This is a genomic window from Haloferax sulfurifontis ATCC BAA-897, assembly GCF_000337835.1.
Taxonomy (GTDB): domain Archaea; phylum Halobacteriota; class Halobacteria; order Halobacteriales; family Haloferacaceae; genus Haloferax; species Haloferax denitrificans.
This window is the reverse complement of record NZ_AOLM01000025.1, coordinates 111,597-131,781: the sequence shown is the minus strand read 5'-3', so window position 1 is coordinate 131,781 and position 20,185 is coordinate 111,597. Positions and strand designations below refer to the sequence as shown.

Annotated in this window: 23 protein-coding genes; 11 read left to right on the top strand and 12 right to left on the bottom strand. The window is 67.9% G+C overall.

Going from position 1 to position 20,185, the window contains the following annotated elements:
• Positions 1–164: 164 nt before the first annotated feature.
• Positions 165–1,106, top strand: coding sequence for a DMT family transporter (locus C441_RS15300; protein ID WP_007275893.1), 942 nt, complete (start codon positions 165–167; stop codon positions 1,104–1,106).
• 6 nt (positions 1,107–1,112) lie between these two features.
• Here C441_RS15300 and thpR read toward each other — a convergent pair whose 3' ends face one another.
• Both thpR and C441_RS15290 read right to left on the bottom strand, forming a co-directional pair.
• A complete protein-coding gene (gene thpR / locus C441_RS15295; RefSeq protein WP_007275892.1) occupies positions 1,113–1,667 on the bottom strand; it encodes an RNA 2',3'-cyclic phosphodiesterase in 555 nt (184 codons plus the stop codon).
• Between the two features lie 26 nt (positions 1,668–1,693).
• Positions 1,694–2,308, bottom strand: a complete 615-nt coding sequence (locus C441_RS15290; RefSeq protein ID WP_007275891.1) for a histidine phosphatase family protein — start codon at positions 2,306–2,308, stop codon at positions 1,694–1,696.
• A gap of 91 nt (positions 2,309–2,399) precedes the next feature.
• On the opposite strand from C441_RS15290, the gene C441_RS15285 reads away from it, so the two are divergent.
• Positions 2,400–3,140 (top strand): tetratricopeptide repeat protein, encoded by a 741-nt coding sequence (locus tag C441_RS15285; RefSeq protein ID WP_007275890.1) that lies wholly within the window; start codon positions 2,400–2,402, stop codon positions 3,138–3,140.
• Positions 3,141–3,443 carry a DUF424 domain-containing protein gene (locus tag C441_RS15280; protein ID WP_004968868.1) on the top strand — a complete coding sequence of 101 codons (303 nt, stop codon included), beginning with the start codon at positions 3,141–3,143 and terminating at the stop codon, positions 3,441–3,443.
• 44 nt (positions 3,444–3,487) lie between these two features.
• On the opposite strand, the gene C441_RS15275 is transcribed toward C441_RS15280, so the two are convergent.
• Positions 3,488–4,534: a PAS domain-containing sensor histidine kinase gene (locus C441_RS15275; protein ID WP_007275889.1), complete on the bottom strand. Its 1,047-nt coding sequence runs from the start codon at positions 4,532–4,534 to the stop codon at positions 3,488–3,490.
• Between the two features lie 174 nt (positions 4,535–4,708).
• Here C441_RS15275 and sufS point away from each other — a divergent pair, with 174 nt between their 5' ends.
• From sufS to sufU, 3 genes are all read left to right on the top strand, one after another.
• Positions 4,709–5,983 (top strand): bifunctional cysteine desulfurase/selenocysteine lyase SufS, encoded by a 1,275-nt coding sequence (gene sufS, locus C441_RS15270; RefSeq protein WP_239640838.1) that lies wholly within the window; start codon positions 4,709–4,711, stop codon positions 5,981–5,983.
• 74 nt (positions 5,984–6,057) lie between these two features.
• Positions 6,058–6,645, top strand: coding sequence for a mechanosensitive ion channel domain-containing protein (locus C441_RS15265; RefSeq protein WP_007275887.1), 588 nt, complete (start codon positions 6,058–6,060; stop codon positions 6,643–6,645).
• 72 nt (positions 6,646–6,717) lie between these two features.
• A complete protein-coding gene (sufU, locus tag C441_RS15260; RefSeq protein WP_004968864.1) occupies positions 6,718–7,146 on the top strand; it encodes a Fe-S cluster assembly sulfur transfer protein SufU in 429 nt (142 codons plus the stop codon).
• Positions 7,147–7,192: 46 nt separating this feature from the next.
• Here sufU and C441_RS15255 read toward each other — a convergent pair whose 3' ends face one another.
• The 5 genes from C441_RS15255 to htpX all read right to left on the bottom strand — a co-directional run bounded on the left by C441_RS15255 (position 7,193) and on the right by htpX (position 11,717).
• Positions 7,193–7,606 (bottom strand): DUF1641 domain-containing protein, encoded by a 414-nt coding sequence (locus C441_RS15255; protein ID WP_007275886.1) that lies wholly within the window; start codon positions 7,604–7,606, stop codon positions 7,193–7,195.
• Positions 7,607–7,616: 10 nt separating this feature from the next.
• Positions 7,617–8,762, bottom strand: coding sequence for an NAD(P)/FAD-dependent oxidoreductase (locus C441_RS15250; protein WP_049920627.1), 1,146 nt, complete (start codon positions 8,760–8,762; stop codon positions 7,617–7,619).
• 191 nt (positions 8,763–8,953) lie between these two features.
• Entirely contained in the window at positions 8,954–9,985 is a 1,032-nt protein-coding gene (gene radA / locus C441_RS15245) for a DNA repair and recombination protein RadA (protein ID WP_004968859.1), read from the bottom strand.
• Positions 9,986–10,223: 238 nt separating this feature from the next.
• On the bottom strand, positions 10,224–10,829 hold the full coding sequence (pspAB, locus tag C441_RS15240) for a PspA-associated protein PspAB (protein WP_007275884.1): 606 nt from the start codon (positions 10,827–10,829) through the stop codon (positions 10,224–10,226).
• Between the two features lie 6 nt (positions 10,830–10,835).
• Positions 10,836–11,717, bottom strand: coding sequence for a zinc metalloprotease HtpX (htpX, locus tag C441_RS15235; protein ID WP_007275883.1), 882 nt, complete (start codon positions 11,715–11,717; stop codon positions 10,836–10,838).
• A gap of 124 nt (positions 11,718–11,841) precedes the next feature.
• Here htpX and C441_RS15230 point away from each other — a divergent pair, with 124 nt between their 5' ends.
• Positions 11,842–12,480 (top strand): phosphoribosyltransferase, encoded by a 639-nt coding sequence (locus C441_RS15230; RefSeq protein WP_007275882.1) that lies wholly within the window; start codon positions 11,842–11,844, stop codon positions 12,478–12,480.
• A 104-nt stretch (positions 12,481–12,584) separates the two neighbouring features.
• Entirely contained in the window at positions 12,585–13,715 is a 1,131-nt protein-coding gene (locus C441_RS15225) for a 60S ribosomal export protein NMD3 (RefSeq protein WP_007275881.1), read from the top strand.
• A gap of 136 nt (positions 13,716–13,851) precedes the next feature.
• Here C441_RS15225 and C441_RS15220 read toward each other — a convergent pair whose 3' ends face one another.
• The 4 genes from C441_RS15220 to C441_RS15205 all read right to left on the bottom strand — a co-directional run bounded on the left by C441_RS15220 (position 13,852) and on the right by C441_RS15205 (position 17,335).
• Entirely contained in the window at positions 13,852–14,046 is a 195-nt protein-coding gene (locus C441_RS15220) for a DUF7317 family protein (protein ID WP_004045182.1), read from the bottom strand.
• 406 nt (positions 14,047–14,452) lie between these two features.
• Positions 14,453–16,363 (bottom strand): helicase C-terminal domain-containing protein, encoded by a 1,911-nt coding sequence (locus tag C441_RS15215; RefSeq protein WP_007275880.1) that lies wholly within the window; start codon positions 16,361–16,363, stop codon positions 14,453–14,455.
• Between the two features lie 333 nt (positions 16,364–16,696).
• Complete coding sequence (locus tag C441_RS15210) at positions 16,697–16,903, bottom strand: hypothetical protein (RefSeq protein WP_007275879.1); 207 nt, start codon at positions 16,901–16,903, stop codon at positions 16,697–16,699.
• Between the two features lie 228 nt (positions 16,904–17,131).
• Positions 17,132–17,335, bottom strand: coding sequence for a DUF7561 family protein (locus C441_RS15205; protein ID WP_004045177.1), 204 nt, complete (start codon positions 17,333–17,335; stop codon positions 17,132–17,134).
• A gap of 117 nt (positions 17,336–17,452) precedes the next feature.
• Between C441_RS15205 and C441_RS15200 the strand changes: the two genes are divergently transcribed.
• From C441_RS15200 to C441_RS15190, 3 genes are all read left to right on the top strand, one after another.
• Positions 17,453–18,337: a YkgJ family cysteine cluster protein gene (locus C441_RS15200; RefSeq protein ID WP_007275878.1), complete on the top strand. Its 885-nt coding sequence runs from the start codon at positions 17,453–17,455 to the stop codon at positions 18,335–18,337.
• Positions 18,338–18,448: 111 nt separating this feature from the next.
• On the top strand, positions 18,449–19,387 hold the full coding sequence (locus C441_RS15195) for an NAD(P)H-binding protein (RefSeq protein WP_007275877.1): 939 nt from the start codon (positions 18,449–18,451) through the stop codon (positions 19,385–19,387).
• Positions 19,388–19,472: 85 nt separating this feature from the next.
• A complete protein-coding gene (locus C441_RS15190; RefSeq protein WP_004968848.1) occupies positions 19,473–20,168 on the top strand; it encodes a DUF7530 family protein in 696 nt (231 codons plus the stop codon).
• Positions 20,169–20,185 lie beyond the last annotated feature (17 nt).

Genomic DNA, 20,185 nt, shown 5'->3' with positions numbered 1-20,185 from the left:
GTACTTTCCATCCTCCGCATAAAATCTTGTTCCTTCGCGTTTCGGGCGTGTGAGGGGCGTCCGCACGCCCGAATCGGCTGAAACGCGGTGTTCTCCCGGGCCGGCGGCGCGGACGGGCGGCCGAATCGACTCATTCAGTACCGTCGGCGCGAAAGCCGACGCAAATGAGTCGGGCCAAGACCGCCGTCGCCTTCCTCGCGCTCTCCGCCGTCTGGGGGAGCGCCTTCCTCGCCACCGACATCGCCCTCCGGACCGTCCCGCCGGCGTTCCTCGGGGCGGTCCGCTTCGACGTGGCGGCGCTCCTGTTGTTCGCCGTCGCCGTCGCCCGCGGCGACCGGGTCATCCCCGCCGTCCGCGACGAGTGGCGGCCGATTCTCGCCGGCGGCGCGTTCAGCATCGGCGCGCACCACGCGCTCCTGTTTTCGGGGCAGGTGTACGTCCCCGGCTCCGTGGCCTCGGTCCTCCTCGGCATCATCCCGCTTGCGACTCCGACGCTCACCCGCCTGACTGCCACCCGCGAGCGACTCTCGCCGCACCGAGTCGTCGGGCTCGTCCTCGGCTTTCTGGGCCTCGTCGTCATCGCCAACCCGGACCCGGGGAACCTGCTGTCGTCGAACCTCGTCGGCGCGGTTCTCGTGTTCGGCTCGGCCGTCGCCTTCGCCCTCGGCGCGGTGCTCACCCACGACAGCGAGACGGGGATGTCGTTACTCGCCGTGCAGGCGTGGATGATGCTCGTCGGCGCGGTCACGCTCCACGTCACGAGCGCCGCCCTGCCGTGGGAGTCCGCCGCCGACGCGGCGTGGACCCAGACGACGCTCGTCGCCGCCGGCTACCTCGCGGTCGTCGCCGGCGCGGGCGGCTTCCTGCTGTACTTCTGGCTCCTCGACCGGGTCGGCCCAATCGAGGTAAGTCTCCTCGAATACGTCATCCCGCTTTTCGCCGCGCTCGCCGACTGGACCGTCCTCGGGCGCGTGCCGACGCGCGCCACCGTCGCCGGCTTCGCGCTCATCTTCGCGGGCTTCCTGCTGTTCAAGCGCGACGTGATTCGGGGCGAACTCCGGCGTGTCGTGGACCGGCGTCGCGGGCGGCGACCGACCGACGACTGACGCGCCTCACAGCGAGAACCGCGTCACCGTCTCGTATTCGGGGCCGTCGGGTCCGAGGTCACTTTTCTTCAGGCGCACCTCGCGCACGCGAAACGACCCGACCGTCGACGACTCGTCCTCGACGACGCGCCGGACGAGCACCTTCCCGCGGGCGTCGTCCATGCGGGCGAGCGTGACGTGCGGCGTGAAATCGTGATTCTCGGGGTCGAAACCGAGGGCCGTCGTCTCGCGCTCGATGGCCTCGTGTAACTGCGTCAACTCGGCCGCGCCGTCGCCGACGCCGACCCAGACGACTCGAATGTAGTCCAGCGAGGGAAAGACGCCCAGCCCGCCGACCGAGGCGTCGAAGGGGCCGACCCCCGCGTCTTCGACGGCCGATTCGACCGCGTCCTCCACCTCGGCGATACGGTCCGGCGACACCTCGCCGAGGAACTTCAGGGTGACGTGCGCCCGCTCGGGGTCCGTGAATCGAAGCCCGTCCGCGTCCGAAAGCCGGTCCTGTACCGCGGCGACGCCCGCCGCGAGCGAGTCGGGGAGGTCGACGGCGAGAAAGCAACGCATGGCAGATAGTTGACTCGAACCGGACGTTAACGTTCCGCCGGGTCGCGGTCGGCGTCGGCGCGGTCGTCCGCCTCGGGCGTCCACGTCCGGGCGATACTGAACGCCTCGCCGTCCACGAACGTCACCTCGTACACGTCGGGCGTCGTCAGCCCCGTCCAGAACTCGCGGCCGTAGCGCGGGTCGTAGGCGTTGAACACGAGTGCCATGAGCGTCCCGTGGGTGCCGACGACGACGTGGCGGTCGGGGTACGCCTCGACGAGTCGGCCGACGGCGGCGACGCCGCGGGCCTGCGCCTCGGCGTGTGACTCGCCGCCGGGGTGGGACGCGTTCGGGTTCGCCCAGAGGTGTTCGACGGCCTCGTCGAACTCTTCGACCGGCGATTCCGCGAGTTCGCGTTCTCTGAGGTCGTCGTCGACGATGAGCGGGGCGTCCGCCGCGTCGGCGACGCCCTCGACGGTCGCACGGGCGCGCTCGGCGGGGCTGGTGGCGACCACGTCCGCGAGGTCGGCGAGGCGGGCGGTGACGCGCGCGGCGTCGCGGCGCCCGCGGCGCGAGAGGCCGCGGGCGCGCTCGGCGTCGGGAACGGACGGAGCGTGGGCGTGCCGGACGAACGACACGACCGTCGTCGGGGGCGCGGACATTCGGAGACGCTCGCCCGCGGGAGGCTAAAAAGCGGTCGGTGTCGTCCCGCTGACGTAGCGTTTAACCGCCGTGGCGCCCAAGCGCGGCTATATGACCGACGACGGCAAGCGACCCCACCGCTTCTCAGAGGGGCAGGGGTTCGACGAGGACTACTCCGACTTCTCGCTCGACCCGCCCGAACTCTCGGTGGACCCGACGAAGGTCGACCCGGTCGACTCGCGCGTCCTGACCGACATCCTCGACCAGCGGAACATCGACCCCGAGGACGTCGACATCGAGAAACTGCTCGACGTGGCGCTCTCGTACATGCAGATAAACCGCTTCGAGGAGGCCACAGGAGCGTTCGAGCGCGTCGCCCGGTTCGCCGGCGACGACGACGACATCGCCCAGGAGGCGTGGGTCAACAAGGGCGCGGCCCACGGCCAACTCGAAGAGTGGGACGAGGCCATCGGCTCCTACCAGGAGGCGCTCAAGCTCGACGACGACAGCGAGCACGCCGCGACGGCCCACACCAACCTCGCGTACGCGCTCTGGGAGGCCGGCCAGACGGCCGACGCGCTCGACCACGCGGAGCGCGCCGTCGAACTCGACCCGCGCTTCCCGCAGGCGTGGTACAACCGCGGCTTCTTCCTCCACGAGCGCGGCCTCAACGAGGACGCCGTCAACGCCTTCGACAACGCCATCCGCCTCGGGATGCGCACCCCCGGCGTCCACGAGGAGAAGGCGCGCGCGCTCGAAGAACTCGGCCGCGACGAGGAAGCAGAGCAGGCCCAACAGCAGGCCGACGACCTCCGCGAGCAGGCCGAAGCGGAACTCGTCGAGGAGTACTAGATGCTCCTCCGCGAGCGGGAGACCCCCGAGGGGCTCCTCGTCTCGGTCTGCGACCCCGACTGCATCGGCGAGACCTACACCGACGACGGCGTCTCGCTGGACGTGACGGAGGACTTCTACGGCGGCGACGAGGCCGAGACCGCCGACGAAGACGCCGTCGTGGACAGCCTCACCCGCGCGACCGTCGCCAACATCGTCGGCGAGGAGTCCGTCTCGGTCGCCATCGACGCCGGCCTCGTGGACGAGGAGACCGTCCTCGAAGTCGGCGGCACGCTCCACGCGCAACTGCTCTGGCTCCGCTGAGCCACCGTCGAAAATCAGTTTCTCCGGGTCGCCACGCCGTTCCGTTACGCCGGGCGCTCGACGTCCGTTATCTCGAAGCGAGCGCCGCCGCGTTCGGCCTCGGTGACGGCGACGTCCCAGTCGTGGGCGCGGACGGCCTGCGCGACGATTGACAGGCCGAGGCCGGTCCCCTCCTCGCCCGTGGTGTAGCCGGCCTCGAACACCTCGTCGCGCGCCTCCGCGGCGATACCGACGCCGTCGTCCTCGACGTAGAAGCCCGTAGCGTCGCCGTCGCCGCCGAGCACGCCAACCGTGACGGTCAGGCCGCCATCGTTCGCGCCGTGTTCGACCGAATTCCGAAACAGGTTCTCGAAGACGTGCCCAAGCAGACTCGGGTCCGCGCGGAACTCGAACGAATCGGCGACGACGAGTTCGGCCGAGCCGGTGTCGACGTGCGCCCACGCGGTCGCCGCTCGCGTTTCGAGGTCGACGGTCGACAGCTCCCCGACCGTGTCGTGGCGGGCCAACACGAGCCCGTCGGTGATGATGTCGTCCATCCGGTCGAGCGCGCCGGCGACCTGTTCGAGCCCGTCGGCGTCGACCACCTCGTCGAGGAGCGAGTCGACGTAGCCCACGGCGACAGAAAGCGGGTTTCGGAGGTCGTGGGAGAGCATCCGGGCGAGGTTCTGGAGGCGTTCGGCCTTCTCTTCGGCCTCCAGTTCCGCGCGCTTTCGGTCGGTGATGTCGAGGTGCGCAATCTGGACGTAGGTGTCGCCGCCGTCGACGAATCGGGTCGCTCGCATCGTGAACCAGAGGCGCTCGTCGGGCGTTTCGCAGGGATATTCGAAGGAGAACGCCTCCCTGTCGCCGTCGATGACGGCGCGGATACCCTCGCTGGCCGTCGTCGCGTCAGTGGCGCCGCTGAGGTCGCAGACGCCGAGGTAGTTCATGCCGACGGAACTGCTGTCGCCCTGATAGCCGTGTTCGTTGCCGAACTCCCGCCACGCGCGGTTGGTGTAGACGATGACGCCCTCCTCGTCCAGAATCGCGAGTTGCGTCGGGAGCGCGTCGAGGCTCGAAAACGCGAGCGAGGACGAGGTGGCGTTCGACATTAGGTGATAAACGAGCGTGGGCTACTTGATTCGTTTGGGTGGGTGACCGACACGTCGCCGCCGCGTCACCGTCACCGGCCACAGTTACCGGCTGGCGAAACCGAAACCGGTTTCGAAGCCGCGTGCGGACCGAAGACGTGTTGTGCCTACGGGGGTAACTCACACCCAATGAGAGTGCAGGAGTCGTACCCCGTCGACGTCGACGCCATCCGCGCGGATTTCCCCATCCTCCAGCGGAAGGTCGGCGGCGACATCTCGACGCCGGGTGAACACGACGACGACGACACGCCGCTCGTCTACCTCGACAACGCCGCGACGAGCCACACGCCGGAGCAGGTCGTCGACGCCATCGTCGACTACTACCACGGCTACAACTCGAACGTCCACCGCGGTATCCACCATCTGAGCCAGGAGGCCTCCGTCGCCTACGAGAACGCCCACGACCGCGTCGCGGAGTTCATCGGCGCGTCCGGCGGCCGCGAGGAGGTCGTCTTCACGAAGAACACCACCGAGTCGATGAACCTCGTCGCCTACGCGTGGGGTCTCGACGAACTCGGGCCGGGCGACTCGGTCGTCATGACCGAGATGGAACACCACGCCTCGCTGGTCACGTGGCAACAGATCGCCAAGAAGACCGGTGCCGAAGTGCGCTACATCCGCGTCGACGACGACGGCCGCCTCGACATGGAGCACGCGAAGGAGCTCATCGACGACTCCACGAAGATGGTGTCGGTCGTCCACGTCTCGAACACCCTCGGGACCGTCAACCCGGTCTCCGAACTCGCCGAGATGGCCCACGAGGTCGGAGCCTACGCCTTCGTCGACGGCGCGCAGTCGGCCCCGACCCGCCCGGTCGACGTGGAGGCCATCGACGCCGACTTCTTCGCCTTCTCGGGCCACAAGATGTGCGGCCCGACCGGTATCGGCGCGCTCTACGGCAAACGCGACATCCTCGACGAGATGCAACCGTACCTCTACGGCGGCGAGATGATTCGGAGCGTCACCTACGAGGACTCCACGTGGGAGGACCTCCCGTGGAAGTTCGAGGCCGGCACGCCGCCCATCGCGCAGGGCGTCGGCTTCGCCGCGGCCGTGGACTACCTCGACGACATCGGCATGGAGAACGTCCAGGCCCACGAGGAACTGCTCGCGGAGTACGCCTACGACCGCCTCAGCGAGTTCGACGACATCGAGATTTACGGCCCGCCGGGCGACGACCGCGGCGGCCTCGTCGCGTTCAACCTCGACAGCGTCCACGCCCACGACCTCTCCAGCATCCTCAACGAACAGGGCGTCGCCATCCGCGCCGGCGACCACTGCACCCAGCCGCTCCACGACAAACTCGGCGTCGCGGCCTCGACGCGGGCGTCGTTCTACATCTACAACACGAGAGCGGAAATCGACGCGCTGGTCGACGGTATCGACGCGGCTCGCGAGCTGTTCGCCTGAGTAGTCCGTTTTTCGCGGTGTCTGGGGCGAGGTCGCCCCAATGCCTTTATCCCGCTGACACGTCGTCGGAGCGTATGCGCCAGTCGCTGACCGGCTTCCTCGTCGAGACGCTCCGGGAGACCGTCGCGGAGTTCGGGGCCGCGGTGCAGGACGCCGCGCCGAAGGTGCTCACCGCGGTCGTCTTCCTCGCGCTCGCCTACGTCGGCATCAGGGCGTTGCTGTTCGTCGTCCGCGGCGTGCTCGACGGGCTGTACCCCGAAGAACAGGACCTCGTGGTCGAACTCGGCGTCGCCGTCGCGGGCGTGTTCCTCTGGTTCGGCGCGGCGCTCGCGCTGTTGAACATCGTCGGCATGACGGAAATCGCGGCGAGCCTCGGCACCGCGACCGGCTTCATCGCGCTGGGCGTCTCCTACGCGCTGTCGAACATGATAGCCGACACGGTGGCGGGCGTCTACCTGCTTCGGGACCCCGACTTCAACCCCGGCGACCGGGTGAAAGCCGACCCGGTGACGGGGACGGTCAGCTCCATCGAACTCCGAAAGACGCGCTTCGAGAACGACGAGGGCGACACCGTCGTCGTGGCCAACCGCGACGTCGAAAAGAAGTGGACGAAGTACGACGCGCCGGCGGCGGAAGACGCGTCGGCGTCGGACGCGACGTAAGCGACGAATTCGGCCGAATCGCCGGCCCCGGAATCCTTTTACGGCGCTCGGGCGTAGCCCCGACGAACACCAATGGGCATTGGCTCAGACATGTATCGTCAGCAGATAATGGACCACTACAAGAACCCCCGGAACCACGGTCGGCTGGAGTCGCCGACGTTCACCCACACCGGGGAGAACCCCTCCTGCGGCGATACGATTACGATGGACGTGCAGCTCGCCGACGACGGCGAGACCATAGAGCGCGTCGCGTTCTCCGGCGATGGCTGTGCCATCAGTCAGGCGTCCGCGAGCATGCTCACCCAGCGACTGCCGGGCACGACGCTCTCGGAACTGGAGGCGATGGACACCGACGACATCACCGAGATGCTCGGCGTCGACATCTCGCCGATGCGCATCAAGTGCGCCGTGCTCGCGCGACAGGTCGCACAGGACGGCGCGAAGATTCACGACGGCGAGATAGAAATCGAGCAGACGAAGACCGAAGACGGCGACGACTGAGCCGACTTCGGCCGGCGGCGACACGGCGAGCCGAACGCGATTCGAGCTATTCTGCGTCCGTTCCCGCGCCGAGCGCCGCCGCCAGCGCGACGAGGTAGCCGAGGCCCGCCTTGACCTCGGGGTCGCGGGTGGCCCGAAGCAGGCCGACCGCGCCCACGGGCGTCGCCTCCGCGTCCTCCGCGTCGCCGACGGCGCGGAGCAGGCGCTTCATCCCGGCGACAGTGTCCGGGTCGGAAGCGTCGTCTGCGACCTCCGCGAGCGAGGTGCCGGTCCGCGCGAGCGACCGGACCATCTCGTCGTCGAGCGCGCCGACGCCGAGTTCGAGCACGTCGATGAGGTCGTTGACGAGGCCGAGCCGCTCGACGAGGAGCGCGACCTCTTCCGGGTTGTTCTCGATGGCCCGGACGAGTTCGTCGGGCACCTGCTGTTCGGTCGTCGTGGTAGATTCGTGGTCCTGCATTGGTCTCACCTCAGAGCATCCCCCTGGCGGTCAGCCAGTACGATTCGTTGTACGCGTGTTTCGCCCAGTGGATGGGCTTCGACGGCTGGCGCATCGTCGCGGGCGTCTCGTAGTCGAACGAGACGAACGACGCCTCGTCGAGGCCGGTCTCGACGAAGCAGACGGTCTTGCCGTCGTACCGCTTCGTCGGCGTGCGGCCGCGGACTTCCGCGGCGATGCGCTCCGCGACCGCGAAGGCCTGGAAGTGCGCCGCGCTCCCGGCTTTCGGGATTGGGAGCGCCGCCGTGTCGCCGATGGCGTACACGTCCTCGGCGGCGGTCGCGCGGAGGGTCCGCTGGTCGACGTCGACCCAGCCGGCGTCGCCGAGGCCGGAGTCGACGATGAGCTCGTCGCCGCGGTGCGGCGGGATGCCGACCAGCAGGTCGTAGTCCACTTCCGCGCCGCTTTTCGCTGAGACGACCCGTTCGTCCGGGTCGATGGCGTCGACGACGAAGTCGGTCTCGACGCGGACGCCGCGCTCGGCCAGAATCGGGTCGGCCCACTCGGCGACCTCGGGCTTCCCGTGGCTCCGCTCCATCGGGTAGGTGTAGACGAGGTCCGTGTCCTCGCGCAGACCCTGTTCCCGGAGCCAGTCGTCCACGATGAACGTGAATTCGAGCGGCGCGGCCGGGCACATGTGGGGCGTCCCGACGACGCTCAACACGAGGCGACCGCCGTCGAACTCCGCGAGCGCGTCGCGGAGCCGTTCTGCCCCCTCGGCGCTGTAGAAGTGGTGTGCGCCCTCCCGGAAGCCGGGGACTGCGTCGGGGTCGAGCTTCGCGCCGGTCGCGAGGACGAGCGTGTCGTAGTCGAGCACCTCGTCGCCGTCCTGACAGTAGAGGCGCTTTTCGTCGGTTTCGACCCGGCGGACGCGGTTAGTGACGATATTCACCCGCTCGTCGACGAGGTCCCGCAGGTCGCGGACGCCGTCCTCCGGCTCCGCGACTCCGAACGGGACGTACAAGAACACCGGCTTGTAGACGTGTTTCGTGTCGTCGGAGACGAGCGTCACCTCCACGTCACCGGCGTCGATTTCCGATTCGAGTTCCTCGGCGAGACGGTTCGAAACGACCGTCCCACCCGTGCCACCGCCAACGACTACGATTCGATGCGTCATGGAGTTCACCTACCTAAACGATGGGCCGCCGACGGGATAGTATTGCAATCTGTTTCCAACATTGTGAGAACCGCGAGACGGGGCGGCCGCTCGGGGAGACGAGACGACGGGGAGAATGTGGGGTGAGACGGAGGGGCTGTGGGGGAACGGAGACCGTGGAGTCGTGTGAAACCGGCCGACCGAGCGACGGCTTACTCGGGCTTGAGACCGGCGTCCTGCACGCGCATGATGGCCTCGCCGTCGGCGAGGTTCGGCGCGTCCACGAGGCGGACGATACGCTTGTCACCCTTGGACTTGCGGAGGTAGATGCGGAACGTCGAGGTGTGGCCGAGGATGTTGCCACCGATGGGCTGGGTCGGGTCGCCGAAGTAGGAGTCGGGGTTCGACGCGACCTGATTCGTCACGAGGATGCCCGTGTTGAACAGGTCGCCGATGCGCATCAGGTCGTGGAGGTGCTTGTTGAGCTTCTGCTGGCGCTCCGCGAGCTCGCCGCGGCCGACGTACTCGGCGCGGAAGTGGGCGGTGAGCGAGTCCACACAGAGGAGACGGACCGGCCACTCGGTGTCCTCGTGTTCGCCGGCGAGTTCCTTGGCCTTCTCGGCGAGGAGAATCTGGTGGTTGGAGTTGAACGCCTTGGCGACGTGAATCTTGTCGAGGACGTCGTCGACGAGCGCCTGCATCGTCTCTTCGTCGTCGACCGAGCCTTCGATTCCGCGGTCTTCGAGCGTGGCTTCGAGCACGTCGTCTTCGAGGCCGCGGACCATGTCGTCGATACGCTCCGGGCGGAACGTGTCCTCGGAGTCGATGAAGATACACCCGCCGCCGAGGCCGCCCTGCTCGGGCGGAAGCTGGACGTTGACCGCGAGCTGGTGCGTAATCTGGGACTTCCCGGCACCGAACTCACCGTACACCTCGGTGATGGACTGCGTTTCGAGGCCGCCGCCGAGGAGTTCGTCGACTTCGTCGATCTGCCAGCTCAGCTTGCCGATTTGCTGGCGTCGTTCGAGGACCATCGAACCGGTCTCGAAGCCACCGACGTCGGCGGCGTCGCGGGCCGCGTTGATGATGTCGGAGGCCGTGCTGGAGCCGATATCGGCCTTGTTCGACAGTTCGCCGGGGCTGGCGACCGCGATGGACTGATAGCTGTCGTAGCCGGTGTCTGTGAGTTTGTCGGCCGTCGCCGGGCCGACGCCGGGGAGACTTTCGAGGTCGTCTTCTGCCATACCCAGTCGTTCCGCCTATACCCTCATAAACCCTCGTTAACAGCGAGGTGAAAGTGAAATCGAGAGACGCGGCGGGGCTGTGAGACAGGCTATCGCGGAGGTTCAAGGGCGATGTCGCGAAGGAACGGACAGAGCGGAACAGAAACGGGGGACGCGCCGAACCGACCGGGAGCGCGGGCTAGCGTGAAAGTAAAACCGAATCGAAAAGGTCGGTCGCGAGCGAGTCAGGCGAGCGTGGTCAGTCCCACGGGTGGCCGTTCGGCGTCGACGGCCACAGCGGGTACCAGTAGCTCTCGTCGTCTTCGATTTCGAGTTCGCCGTCGAGGACGGATTCGAGTTTGAACTCCAGGCTCTGGTTCCGCGTCGAGGTTCCCTGCGGGGCGAAGGGGTAGTACGCCCCGCGGCGGAACGAGTAAATCCAGTAGGCGCGGTCGCCGTCGCGCTCGAAGCCGAACAGGGCGGCGAGCAGGCGCGACCCGTAGCCGCGCTCGATGAACTCGTCGGCCGCGAAGTGGACGCTCGTCACGAGGTCCTCGGGGTCGTCGTCGGCGAGGACGACCCAGTTGTAGCCGTGGCCGTCGGTGTGCCGGCGGAACTCGGTGCCCGTCTCCTCGCTTCCGGCGGTGAGGATGTCCTCCACGGCGTCGACGGTGTCGGCGAAGTCGGTGCTGTCGACGGAGGAGAAACACAGCGCCGCCTCGTCGGCCGAGTCGAATCGGAGGTCGGCCTCCATCGTGAGGTACGCCGTGCTCATCCCGAAGAGGTCCTCGGGGTCCGCCTTGGTGGTCGCGTCGGACTCGGCGCTGATGCCGAGCATGGCGCGGAATGAATCGAACAGCCCCATCGGCGCTTAGACGGTCTCCATCTCGCGCTCCATGTCGCGGAGGCGCTCGACGCGGTTCTCGGTGGAGGGGTGGGTGCTGAACAGGCGGCCGATGAAGTCGGACTTGATGGGGATGATGAAGAACGCGTTCATCTCCGAGGTGTCGCGCATGTCGCGCTTCGGGACGTTGTCCATCCGGCCCGAAATCTTGAGGAGCGCGGACGCCAGCGCCGAGGGGCGGCCGGTGATGACGGCGGCCCCGCGGTCGGCGGCGTACTCGCGGTACCGCGACAGCGCCCGAATCAGGAGATACGAGATTATCCAGACGACGAGCGACGCGAGGATGGCGACGATGACCGGCATGTTCTGTCTGTCGCGGTCGCCGCCGAAGAACCAGCCCCAGCGGACGATGAGGAAGGCGATGCTGGAGAGGAACGACGCGATGGTCATGACCATCACGTCGCGGTTCTTCACGTGCGCGAGCTCGTGGGCGATGACGCCCTCCAGCTCGTCGTCGTCGAGGGTGTCCATCAGGCCGGTCGTGACGCAGACGGCCGAGCTCTTCTGGGAGCGACCCGTGGCGAAGGCGTTCGGGACGCGCGTGTCGGCGATGGCGACCTTCGGCTTCGGGAGGTCCGCCTGCTGAGAGAGCCGACCGACCATCGCGTGGAGCTTCCGCGCCTGCGGGCCGTCGTCCTCGTCGACGACGGACGCGCCCATGCTGTACAGCGCGATTTTGTCGCTGAAGAAGAACTGCGCGAAGAGGAAGACGCCCATGAACCCGGCCATGACGGCGAGGCTCTGGAAGTAGGCGAACAACACCCCCGCGAAGACGATGTAGAGGGCGAACAGGAGGAACATCGTGAGCGCCATCCGCCCGCGAAGTCCCCAGTCCGGTTTCCAGTTCATACCACGTGATTAGTAATCCGGCTAATAAACGCTGTTGGAGTGCGAAGCCCTCGCACGCGACCGTCCGAATCGTGAAGAATCGGGACACACCGTTTTGCCGCGGGAGCGCGTAGCTCGGGGTGACATGTTCGCCGATAGGGAAGACGCGGGCCGCCGGCTGGCGGACCTGCTCGACGAGCGAGAAGAGACGGCGGACCTCGTGTTGGCCATCCCGCGCGGCGGCCTCCCCGTCGGCAGAGAGGTCGCAGACCGCCTCAGAGCGCCGCTGGACGTGGTCGTCGCGTCCAAGGTCGGCGCGCCGGACAACCCCGAACTCGCCGTGGGGGCGGTCGCCGGCGACGGGAGCGCGTGGTGGAACGAGGACCTGCTTTCGTATCTCGACGTGGGCGACGACTACCTCGACCGCGAGCGCGAGCGCGAGGCCGAGGCGGCCAGAGAGAAGGTCTCTCTGTACCGCGGCGGCGACCCGCTTCCCGACGTGGCCGAAAAGCGCGTGGTCGTCGTCGACGACGGCGTCGCCACGGGCGCGACCGCCCGGGCGTGCCTGCGGCAGGTCGTCGCCGGGGACGCAGAGCGCGTCGTCCTCGCGGTCCCGGTCGGGCCGCCGCACACGCTCTCGGAGCTCGAAGCCGAGTGCGACGCGGTCGTCGCGGTCGAGTCGCCGGAGGCGTTCGGGGCCGTCGGCGCGTTCTACCGCGACTTCGCGCAGGTGTCCGACGAGGAGGCCGCGTCGTACCTGCGCGACGGGGCGGGCGAGCACTGAGACGCGTCGGCGGCGGCCGGAGGTCGCGCTCGGGCGACGACGGCCGACGCTCGCCGTCGCGCCGTGACGCCGAACTTAAGCGGTCGAACGGACTAGAGCCGTCAATGAGCGAATCCCGCGACTTCTGCCCTCGGTGCGGCGACCCGGTTCCGGAGCGGCCGGAACCGCTCCCCGGGATGCCGCGCGAGCGAGACGACGTGCTCTGTGACTCGTGTTACTTCGAGGACTTCGACCTCGTGGACGCGCCCGACGAGGTGCAGGTCCGCGTCTGCGCGCAGTGCGGCGCGATTCACCGGGGCAACCGGTGGGTCGACGTCGGCGCGCGCGACTACACCGACATCGCCATCGAGGAGGTGTCGAACTCCCTCGGCGTCCACCTCAACGCCGAGGAGGTCCGCTGGGGCGTCGAGCCCGAGCAGGTCGACGAGAACAACATCCGAATGCACTGTCACTTCTCGGGCGTCGTCCGCGGCACGCCGCTGGAGGAGTCTATCGTCGTCCCGGTGAGCATCGCCCGCGAGACGTGCCAGCGCTGTGGTCGCATCGCCGGCGGCTACTTCGCCAGCCTCGTGCAGGTCCGCGCCGACGACCGGACGCCGACGACGGAGGAGGCCGAGACGGCAATCGAAATCGCCGAGTCCTACATCGCGGAACGCGAGGAGAAAGGCGACCGAGACGCGTTCATCTCGAGTATCAAGCGGACGCCCAACGGCCCGAACATCAAGATTTCGACCAACAAGATGGGAAGCGGCGTCGCGAAGCAGATTCGCGAGCGCTTCGGCGGCACCATCGAGGAGCACCCGACGCTCGTCACGGAGGACGGCGACGGCAACGAGGTCTACCGAGTCACGTTCGTCGCCCGCCTGCCGCGGTACACCGCCGGCGACGTCATCGACCCCGAGGACGGCGACGGGCCGGTCCTCGTGCGGAGCAACCGCGGCCGCCTCAAAGGGACGCGCCTCACCTCCGGCGACCCCTACGAGTCGGAGTTCGAGGAGGGCGAGCGCCCCGAGGCCGAGGACCTCGGCTCCGTCGAGGACGCGGAGGAGACCACCGTCGTCACCGTCGAGGACGAACACGCCGTGCAGGTGCTCGACCCCGAGACGTACGAGGCGAAGACCATCCCGCGGCCGGACTACTTCGACCCCGACGCGGCGATGGTGCCGGTCCTCAAGAGCCGGTCGGGACTGCACATCCTCCCCGAGGAAGTCGTCGACGACGAAGACGAAGAATAAGCGGAGAACAACCAGGAGAGAGGCGGAACGCGGCGACGACGGCGTGTGCGCTTTTTACGGCTCGCGGTCCGAATCGGCGACAAAACCGAGAGCGCGGTCGCTGGGAAACGGGCGACAATCGAACGACGGAGCAGAATCAGTCGGCGCTGGCCGGCCGGTCCGCCGAGAGGGACGCGGCCGGAGCGTCGTCTTCGTGGACGGGCACGCCGTGGCGCTGGAGGGCGAGAAGCAGGTCGTCTTCGGAGTAGCCGGAGCGAGCGGCCGCCTGCGAGAGTGTGAGTGCCCCACTACGATACAGTGTCATCGCCGTGGCGAGTGCGTTGGTGTGCATGGCCGATACTCCACCATTCAGGGGCATTGGTGTTAACTATTTCGTGAGAAAGCGTGTCAAAGACAAAGTTAGGTGAACTATAGCTTTACATACGTCACCAAATATCCGAGACTCGTTCGGTAAACGACTAAGAGCATTAACAATCATTGAGAAAATGTATCGGAGGCGGCGGCTCTCTTGGACACTGTGGCGATTTTTGCCTCTCGAACGGGACGAGATGGCATGACACCGGGAGGGCGGGTTTTGCTCGGCGGGACGCGGTTATCACTCGTGGAAACCGGTTCAGAAACGTTAATTACCGACCGACCGTCGCACGCCCATGGACAGACAGCAGTTCCTCGCGCTGACGCTCGTCGCGCTCATGATTGGGTCGGCGCTGTTCTCTGGGGCCACCCTCTTCCTGTAGTCACTCGCCCCACACGTCGGAAAGCGGGTGGTTGCTCCGGCCGCCGTCGTCCGAGCCATCGGCCGAGCCGCCGCTTTTGCGACCACCGGAACCGCCGGCCGACGCGCCACCGGAGCCGCCCGCACGACTTCCCGAAGAACCCGAACCGCGAGTCGAGTCGCGCCGCGAGCCGGAGCCCGCACCCGACGCTCCGGACGACCGGCTCGTCGAGCCGCCGAGGTTCGCGGTCCCGCCGACCGCGTCGCCCGCGTTCCCCCCGCGGCCGCCGGCCGCGACGGGGTCGAACTCGGGGAGGTCCGGTTCCGACATCCGGTCGACCTGCGCCGCGAACCAGTCGGGCATGTCGGTCCGCGTCTTGTCGAACAGTTGGAGCAGACTGCTGTCGGCGACGTAGGTGTCGCCGTAGTCGTCGGGCGCGCGCACGACCCGGCCGCAGGCCTGAATCACGGTTCGGAGGGCGGCGCGGCGGTACCACGCCCACTGGCCGTCTTCGAGCCGGCGGGCGACTCTGGAGTCGTTCGTGTTGAGATACGGCGCTTTGCAGAGCACCTGCCAGCGACAGAGGTCGCCTTTCAGGTCCAGCGCCTCCTCCATCTTCACCGAGAGGAACACCTTCGGGCGGTCGGTCGCCTTCCACGTCTCCAGTTCGACGTTCCGGTCGTCGCGGTCGTGGCCGCGAACGCGGTTGCCGAGACCCATCTCGGCGAGCCGGCGGCGAAGCTCAGCCTGAATCGCATAGGAGTGACAGTGAATCAGCCCCTTCTCGTCGGGGTGTTTCGCCATCAGGCGAACGGCGAGCCGGGCGATTTTGGGGAGCGTCTCGTCGCGGTGCTCGTAGGTCATCTTCCCCTGTGTCACGTCGTACAGCGGCCGGTTCTCGACGGGGAAGGTGTGTTCGACGTCCACGAGCGCGACCTTCGAGGGGTCGAGGCCGACAGAGCGGCAGAACGCCGCCTTGTTGAGGATGGTCGCCGACAGGAGCGCGAACTTGTTCCCGCGGTCCCAGACGGTGTGTTTGAGGTACTTCGCGGGGTCGAGCGGCTTGATGGCGATGGGCGACCCCTCGCCGTCGTGCTGGTCGACGACCCACGTCGTCGGGCTCTGGGGGTCGCGGTAGTCCTCGACGAACCACTGCAGTTCGCCGATGAGTTCCTGCAGGCGGTCGCGGCGGGCGGCCTCCTCGGGCGTCAGTTCGGACTTCGTCAGCAACTCGTCTTTCTCGCGCTTGCAGACGCCGACGAGCGCCTCCGCGAAGCGCGAGGCGCGCTCGACGGGGTCGCCCGCGGCCGCCACGTCGGGGACGCCGATGTCGTCCCACACCGGCACGGTCCGGGGCTTCAGGTCGATCGTCGCGTACATCTCGGCCCACTCGGCCAGACCGTGGGCCTCGTCGACGACGACCACGTCGCGCTTTCGGAACACGTCGGAGCCGGCGGTCTGCATGAAGTACGCGAGCGTCATCGCCGCGATTTGGCGGTTCGACGCGATGGCGCGGTCGGAGAAGTACGGACAGCGGTGCCGGACCGAGCAGTCGAAGCCGCGCTTGCGGGCGCAGGGAGCGCGGTCGACGGGGGTGTCTTCCTCCCCGCAGACGATGCAGTTGTAGTTCGACTTGCCGCGGATTATCTTGAGGTCCGAAAGCAGGTCGTCCTCGGCCACGTCGTCCAGTTGCGACACCTGCGGGGTCGTGTAGTAGGCGTCGGTCGCCTGCGCGGGCGAGGTCTCGTCGACGGTCGCCGCCGACCCCGCGATGGCGCGGGCGAGAAGCGACTTGCCGCTCCCGGTCGGCGCGCGGACCAAGACCACGTCGTTGCCGTCGGCGAAGGCGTCGCGGATGTCACGCAGGGCCCGCTCCTGCGCGCCGCGGAAACTGGGGGCCGGAAACGAGTCGATGATGCGCGACGGGTCCACGGTCGATGGAGTCCTCGGACGGGCCTAAATCCACCGCTCCCCTCCAGAAGCGGTATGACGGGTGCTGGAAGAACGGTACAGCCCAAGCTGTTCGAGCGGACGAAGGCCTCCGAGGATTGACCACAGGTACGCGTTGGCGAGTGAAGCCGCGGCTCAGAAGCGTTGAGGTGGAAGAGTCCAATAAACGGCTACTCAGACTCTCCCGTTAATCCTTAATCCAAGTACAGCTACGCCAGTTTCGAATATAATTGTAACGGTTCCAGAGAGGTATCGGGACGAAAGGGAATGTTCCCCTTATATTCTGGAGCCGATTCTTCGTAGTGGACTACGCCTCTACAGGAGTACCACGAGGGTACTGAGGGCGATGAGGACTTTCAACAGCCAGTAGGCCGTCTTCAGGACCTCGCGTGCCCTGCTCAGTTTCTCCCACGTTGAAAGGGAACTGAACTTCTTGCTCAGCGTAGCCCACCGCCGACGGAGGATACCTCCTCCACTTTCTGTGGACATTTTCGCGTAGTCTGCCCACGGCTCAGAGTCCACCAGAGCGGGCTCCCAACGTTAACTGGATTAAGGATTAACGGGAGAGTCCGTCCAACTTCGTCCGGCGGTGGGTCTTGACGCCGCAACCTCTCGGTTACGGCTTAAACGGTAGTAATCGTGATTGTGGGTTATACTTTATCACATCGTGGTAGACGAAACTCGACGACCGCTTTCGGTTCGGACGCCTCTGTCTCGTGTCGCAGTCGAAGCGGGCGACGGAAGCGAGCGTTAGAGCGCCGCCACGTCTTCGGCCGTCGGTTCGCGGTCGCCCGGCAGTCGCTCCATGCAGTCGAAACAGAGGAAGTGCTCGGAGCCGTCGACGAGTTCCAGCGTCATCCCGCCGGACGAGGACGTGGGGAAGTTCCAGAGGTCGCCGATGCCGCCGGCGATGCGGACGCCCTTCCCGCAGGCGTCGCACGGTTCGGAGGTCATGAGAGAACCGAAGGCCCGAGGCGGCAAAAGCGCCCCGCCGCGTCGTCGGGGCCGGAATCGACCGGCGTCGCCGTGCCGCCGGGAGCTTCTTGTCGGCTGGCGTATAACTTTCGCGGCATGCGCGTCGACTGCGAAGGCTGTGCGGGGTGTTGTATCGACTGGCGGCCGGTCGCGCCGGTCGCGCTCGACCACGAGCGCCGCGGGCCGCGCGCGCCGCTCGACGACACGTACAACCTCGTCCCGCTGACCCGCGACGAGATTCGTGACTTCGTGGCGGCGGGACTCGGCGACTCCCTCACCCCGCGGCTGTGGGAAGCCCCACCGGGCGAGGGCGTCGAAATCGACGGCGTCGAACTCGCGGCCATCGACGGAAATCCCGCGTTCTTCGTCGGGATGCGGAAGCCGCCGAAACCCGTCGCGCCGTTCGGACTGGAGCGGACGTGGCTCCGCGCCTGCGCGTTTCTCGACCCCGAGACCCTCCAGTGCCGCATCCACGACACCGAGTTCTACCCCGACGAGTGCGCCGAGTACCCCGGTCACAACCTCGTCCTCGAACAGGAGACCGAGTGCGAGCGCGTCGAGCGACACCACGGCGGCGAGCGCCTGCTGGACGACGCGGCCCCGGACGACCTCCACGGCCTGCTCCTCGGTCCCCACGCCCTCGGCGCGAAACTGTTCGTCCACCCCGAGCCCGAGCGGTTGGCGGGAACTATCGAACACCTCGAAACCCGCGACCTGACTCCGGAGGACCGCGCGGAGTTCGTCGGCGTCGCGGTCGGGTCGCACCCCGGTTCGACCGAGGTGGACGAGGAACGCGCCTCGCGGGCGCGTGCGAAGACGCTCGAAAGCGAGTCGTGGGCGGGCGAGACCGTCGCCGCGTGGAACGCGGTCGCCGGTCGCCTCGGGAGCGCGGCCGCCGACGCGCCCGACCCCGACGAGGTCGAAGTCGCTCGCGGCGCGCCGGAGACGCCCGGGTGGGACGCGGTTCGCGGCGGCGACTAAGCCGCGGGTGACGGGGGGAGAGGAGGCGGCGGGTGACCGGCAGGGACCGGGCAGTTGCCGGCGGGTCTGACGGGCGATACGTTAACATCGTGAGCGACGCTACCGTGTATCATGAGAGTTCTCGTGACCGGGGCGACCGGGTTCGTCGGCCGGCACCTCGTTCCCCTCCTCCTCGACGCCGGCCACGACGTGGTCGTCTTCGTCCGCGACGCGGCGCGCTACGACGGTCCGCCCGGCGCGGACGTGGTCGAAGGCGACATCTTCGAGCCGGCGACGCTCGACCCCGCGATGGCGGGCGTCGACGCGGCGTACTACCTCATCCACTCGATGCACGCCGGCGGCGACTTCGAGGCGCGCGACCGACTCGCCGCCCGCAACTTCGTCGACGCGGCCGAGTCCGCCGGCGTCGGGCGAATCGTCTACCTCGGCGGCCTCGGCGAGGACCGCGATCGGCTCTCGGCGCACCTGCGGTCGCGCCGCGAGGTCGAACACATCCTCGCGTCGGGCGCGCCCGCGCTCACGACGCTCCGGGCGGCCATCATCGTCGGCGCGGGGAGCGCGAGCTTCGAGATGGTCCGCCAGCTCGCCACGCGCCTCCCGGTCATGGTGACGCCGCAGTGGGTCGAGACGCGGTGTCAGCCCATCGCCATCGCGGACGTGGTCGCCTACCTCGCGGGCGTCCTCGACCACCCCGAGACGGCGGGCGAGACCTACGAAATCGGCGGCCCGGACGTGTTCACCTACCGGGAGATGCTCCAGCGCGTCGGCGCGCAGTTGGGTCACGCGCCCCGAATCGTCCCCGTGCCCGTGTTGACGCCGCGGCTCTCGTCGTACTGGATTGGGCTCGTGACCGACGTGGACACGGGCGTGGCCCGGCCGCTCATCGAGGGGCTGAAAAACCCCGTCGTCGTCGGCGACGACCGCATCCGCGACATCGTCGAGGTAGAGGAGACGCCGTTCGACGCCGCCGTCGAGCGGGCGCTCCGCGAGGAGCGCGGAACCCGAGAGAACGCCGCGGAACCGGAGCCGGAACCGACGACCCCGACGTGAGCGGGACGCGAACCGCCCGCCCGCGCGTCCCGAACGCCTCCAGCGCGGCGGCGATTGATATACCGCGGGGCCGTAGGAGCGGGATATGAACGACGCCCCGGAGTACGGCGAGACGTGGGTGTACGAGAGCATCGTCGGCGCGCTCCCGGGCGTGAACATCGGCGAGGCGGGCGCTATCGCCCTCCAAATCGCCGTCTTCGAGGTCGCGGTGCTCGTGTTCGCGTGGGTGTACGACCTGTGGGCCGCGGCGGTCGCGGGCACCGCGGCCATCGTCGTCGCGGCCGCGGGGAGCGTCGTGATGCTCCGCATGGGCGAGTGGACCCGCGCCGCGAGAGTGCCCGCGCCCTATCGACGCCTGCTTTTCGGGTCGAGCATCGAAGTCGTGCTCGGCGTGCTCGCGTTCGTCGCGCTCGTGACGCACCTGTTCGTCTTCGACCCCCGGCAACCGGGAACGCCGCTCATGACGACGCTGTTCGGCCCCGAGCCGCCGGTCGTGGTGGTCTACCTGACACTGCTCGTCCTCTGGGACCTCTGTTACCGAATCGGCACGTCGTGGTGGGCGGCGGTCGTCGGCCTCTGGGGAGCCGTCCGCTATCGGTTCGACGGTCCGACCGCGAAGACGGTCAGGCGAGTGAACCTGCTAAACGTCGGGTTCGCGGTCGCGCAGGTGCTGTTGCTCCCGTTCGTCGCGGACCAGCCGGTGCTGTTGCTCGCGGTCGGCGGACACGTCGTCGCCGTGACCGTCGTCTCGGTGACGGCGGCGGCGCTGACGAGGACGTGAGGGACGCAGGAACAGGA